The sequence below is a fragment of the Enteractinococcus helveticum genome (assembly GCF_001657475.1).
GTDB lineage: Bacteria > Actinomycetota > Actinomycetes > Actinomycetales > Micrococcaceae > Yaniella > Yaniella helvetica.
Window position 1 is genome coordinate 1 of record NZ_LXEY01000059.1, and the last position, 481, is coordinate 481.

The window sequence follows — 481 nt, forward strand, 5'->3', positions numbered from 1 at the left end:
GCGGGGATATGGATGATAGCATGTTTCTGGCGGTCTTTTCATTGTGGGCAGTCGCGCTGGACGTTCTTACTCGAGCCATCTTTGAGTCATGCTCCTGGGCCTGTAATGCAGGGTGGCAGTGATGGCTGTGATTAAATAGGCATCCCTAAGCTTGACGATCCGGAAGCACCACGACAAATCAAAAAGTTGCTTCCGCTGCTTAGACCTGCTAGTCATCATCATCAAGCTGATTATATTATTGATGGGCTTTTAGATAAAATGTTAATAAATGAACGTGAAGCTAAAATGATTCAAGCAGTTATTGATAGAGAAACGCTATCAATGGATATGGTTTCTAGAGATATTATTAGAGCAAATATTTTAAAACGTTTGTTACCAGTTATAAATTATTACTAAATGAAATGAGGTGTTGAAGTGCTTTGTGAAAATTGTCAACTTAATGAAGCGGAATTAAAAGTTAAAGTTACAAGTAAAAATAAAA

General features: G+C 37.6%; 1 protein-coding gene. It reads left to right on the forward strand.

What is annotated here, in order from left to right; genetic code table 11:
- Positions 1–186: 186 nt before the first annotated feature.
- Positions 187–396, forward strand: coding sequence for a hypothetical protein (locus A6F49_RS17810; protein ID WP_235605021.1), 210 nt, complete (start codon positions 187–189; stop codon positions 394–396).
- Positions 397–481: the final 85 nt, after the last annotated feature.